This window comes from Mesorhizobium sp. M7A.F.Ca.US.006.01.1.1, assembly GCF_003997935.1.
Classification (GTDB): Bacteria; Pseudomonadota; Alphaproteobacteria; order Rhizobiales; family Rhizobiaceae; genus Mesorhizobium.
Map to the genome: position 1 here is coordinate 1 of NZ_RZQL01000546.1, position 440 is coordinate 440.

At 58.4% G+C, this 440-nt stretch carries 1 protein-coding gene; it reads left to right on the forward strand.

The features are described 5' to 3' along the window. Positions 1–440: plasmid partitioning protein RepB (gene repB / locus EN943_RS37425; protein WP_127416645.1), on the forward strand; the 440-nt coding region annotated here is incomplete at both ends.

Here is a 440-nt window from a genome sequence, read left to right on the forward strand (position 1 = left end):
ATGCAATCCTTCGAGGAGCTCTCCAAGAGCTCGGTCGTGGATCTCGATCCGGCATTTGTGGACACCTCCTTCGTTTCGGATCGCCTGGACGAAGACGATGAGGCATATCAGGAGTTGCTTGCGGCCATTCGGGAAAGAGGACAAGATTCTCCGATCCTGGTCAGGCCTCATCCTGAGCTCTCCGGTCGCTTTCAGACCGTCTTCGGGCATCGGCGCGTCAAGGTTGCCCGCCAGCTGGGACGGCCAGTACGCGCGGTCGTCAAGAAGATGGGCGATGAGGATCATGTTATTGCCCAGGGCCAAGAGAACGCCGCAAGGGCCAATTTGTCCTTCATCGAAAGGACCCTGTTTGCCGATCGCATTCTCAAGCGCGGCCACACGCCCGACACGGTGAAGTCGGCTTTGGCGCTCGATGACACGACCTTCTCGAAGATGCGTTC